Source organism: Paenibacillus agaridevorans (genome assembly GCF_003112455.1).
GTDB lineage: Bacteria > Bacillota > Bacilli > Paenibacillales > Paenibacillaceae > Pristimantibacillus > Pristimantibacillus agaridevorans.
This window is the reverse complement of sequence record NZ_BDQX01000368.1, coordinates 12,520-15,485: the sequence shown is the minus strand read 5'-3', so window position 1 is coordinate 15,485 and position 2,966 is coordinate 12,520. Positions and strand designations below refer to the sequence as shown.

The window sequence follows — 2,966 nt, the reverse complement described above, 5'->3', positions numbered from 1 at the left end:
CCGTCGCGGATCAGGGAGGCAAGCTGGCGAATTACGAGGTCCAGACGGAGAAGGGGCAGCTGACGATCTCCAAGGCGCCTTTTACGGTGACGGTCGATGATAAAACGCGCGAATACGGAGATCCGAATCCCGTCTTCACGAGTACCAGTGTCGGTCTCCGCAACGGAGACACGTTCCCGATAACTTATTCGACCGAGGCTGCGGCAGGCAGCGCCGTGGGTCAGTATGACATAACCCCGACCGTTGCGGATCAGGGGGGCAAGCTGTCGAATTACGTAGTCCAGACGGAGAAGGGGAAGCTCGCGGTTACCCAAGCGCCGCTAACGATTCGGCCTGCCGATGCCAGTCGGTTATATGGCGAAGTTAACCCAGCGTTCACGGGAACGCTCGACGGGCTGAAAAATTCGGATGACATCCCCGTCGCTTATACGACGGCGGCCACTGCCGAAAGTCCCGTTGGGGATTATTCCATTACATCGGCGGTGACGGAGCCGGACGGAACGGCGAGCAATTATCGGATTACGTTGCAGCAGGGGAGTCTTGCTGTCGGGAAGGCAGAGCTCAGCTTTGCCGCCACGGATGCGGAGCGTGTATACGGACAACCGAACCCGTCATTAACCGGAACGTCTTCCGGGCTTAAGAACGGCGATGCGATCACGGCCGACTATACCACCGCCGCCTCGGAGACCAGCTCCGTCGGCAGCTATGAGATCAAAATCGGCCTGAACGATCCGGACGGCAGGCTGGTCAATTATAACGCAACGCTCGTTCCGGGCACGTTGACCGTTACGAAAGCGAGCTTGCTGGTCACTCCTCATAACGCTGTCCGCTGGACCTCTCACCCGAATCCGGATCTGACCGGGGCGCTATCAGGCCTGGCCAATCAAGACGAGATAACGGCGCGGTACCGTTCAATCGCGGTCGAGGACAGTCCTGCAGGGGAATATCCGGTCACGGCGGAACTCGACGATCCGGACGGCAAGCTGAGCAATTATGACGTTCAATTTATGGAAGGAACGCTTCGGGTATACGATCCGCCGCGCATCGGGTTCTCGGGTTCGGACGGACCGCATGAGGTGACGGGAGATATCGCGCTGCCTTCGCAAGACGCCGAAGGGTACGAGGTCGTCTGGACGTCGTCCTCCCCTGATACGGTGGTCACCGCTACCGGGAAGGTCAATCGTCCTGCTTTCGTGCCCGGAGATTCGGGCGATGTCCGCGTTATAGTAACCGCGGAGACGAGGATAGACGGTTCGGATTACTCGGTCGAGTATGAGATCGTGGTCAAAGAAGCCGATTTGACGAATGAACAAGCAGTGGAGTGGGACTTGGATGCATTAGAAATCGGCTATGCGGATGGTGATAGCGCGGATCAGGTGACGGGTCCTCTGCAGCTTCCGGACGGAGGAGAATGGGGCAGCGGCATCGTTTGGACATCATCCCGTCCGAACATCGTAAATGCGGAGTCCGGAGAAGCGAGCCGGCCCGCTTACACGGAAGGAGATGCTTCCGTCGAGCTGACGGCGACCGTAACGAAAGGCACGGTAAGCGGGACGAAGAAGTTTACGGTCCGGGTGCTTTGCCTCGATCCCGTCGCGGTGAGCTTGCATACGGATCTATCCCGGTACACGATGATTTACGGTCAAGAGAAAACCATTGAGGTTACGGCAACGTATTCGGACGATACCGTCAGGAGCCATCTATCCGGGGTAACCTATACCGTGCTTGACGCTTCGATCGTCGAGGTCGATTCGAACGGGCGAGCGCTAGCTAAGGCGCCAGGCACGACCAAGGTGACGATAGGCTATGAAGGGCTGACCATCGAGGTCGAGCTGACGGTTTACCTGCCGTATACGGGCACGCCTCAAAATCGTCCGACCGCAACGATCATCCGGCCCGACGGGACGGAGACAACCGTCGACATCGGAATCGACCGGATAGAGGAAGGTGTCGTGACGATTAAAGAATCCGGTATGGTTATACTGGGTCAAACGACAGTCGATAAATTGTTTGCCATGAATCCGGAGGCGGTGCTCCTCCTTCAAGGAGACAGCGCGACGATTGGCGTAAAACTGGCGGGCCTTCAGTCGGAAACGGAGTCGGAAGCTCGGACGACTTGGATGTTCGGAGCGGAACGACTAAGCGAGGCTCCCGAATCCCTTAAGGCGAGTGGACTGCGCAGTGAGTTGCTTACGGATTACGTACGTTTCTCGGCCGGCTTGAACGACGAGGTGCCTTTCCAAATGCAAACGCTGCTGCTTGGCGATGGCGAAATGCCGGACGGCGCGGTTCTCGTTCGCATAGACGAGCAGACGGGACAATTCCGATTTGTGCCGGCGAGCTTCGCGATGAAAGACGGACGGTCGGTCGCCGAATTCAAGGTGACTGGCTCCGGCATCTATGCCGTCTTGAACCATCAGGTTTCCTTCAAAGATATGGGCAGGCATTGGGCGGGCCGGGAAGCAGAGCTCCTGGCTTCCAAACTTATTGTTCAGGGACGTGGCGACGGAGGCTTCGATCCGGAGGGTCGGCTGACTCGCGCCGAAGCCGCGGCGCTGCTCGTACGGGCGCTGGGGCTTCGTCCTACTGCATCGGGCCAAGGGGACGGAGTGTTCTATGACACGGCCGGGAAGTGGTACGAGGACGAGGTTGCGGCGGCTTATGGCGCCGGTTTGATTCAAGGTTACGCAGCCGGGGAGTTCCGCCCGGACGAAGGCGTCTCCCGCGAGCAGCTGGCCGTCATGATTATGCGTGCCGTTCGTTCGGCGGGAACGGACTTTGGCAATGCCCGTCAGGGAGTCCGGCTTACCGATGCCGCCGACGTTTCCGATTGGGCCGCGGATGCGGTCCGGGAGGCGGCGGAAGCGGGTATCGTGCAGGGCAACGAGAGGGGAGAATTTCAGCCGACTCGTTCCGTTACACGGGCCCAAATGGTTGTTATGCTCTACCGGATGTTATCCGGCATG

General features: G+C 58.9%; 1 protein-coding gene. It reads left to right on the top strand.

Annotated elements, in window-relative coordinates; genetic code table 11:
- The coding region (locus PAT3040_RS37545; RefSeq protein WP_181376896.1) for an MBG domain-containing protein at positions 1 to 2,966 on the top strand (2,966 nt) is incomplete at both ends.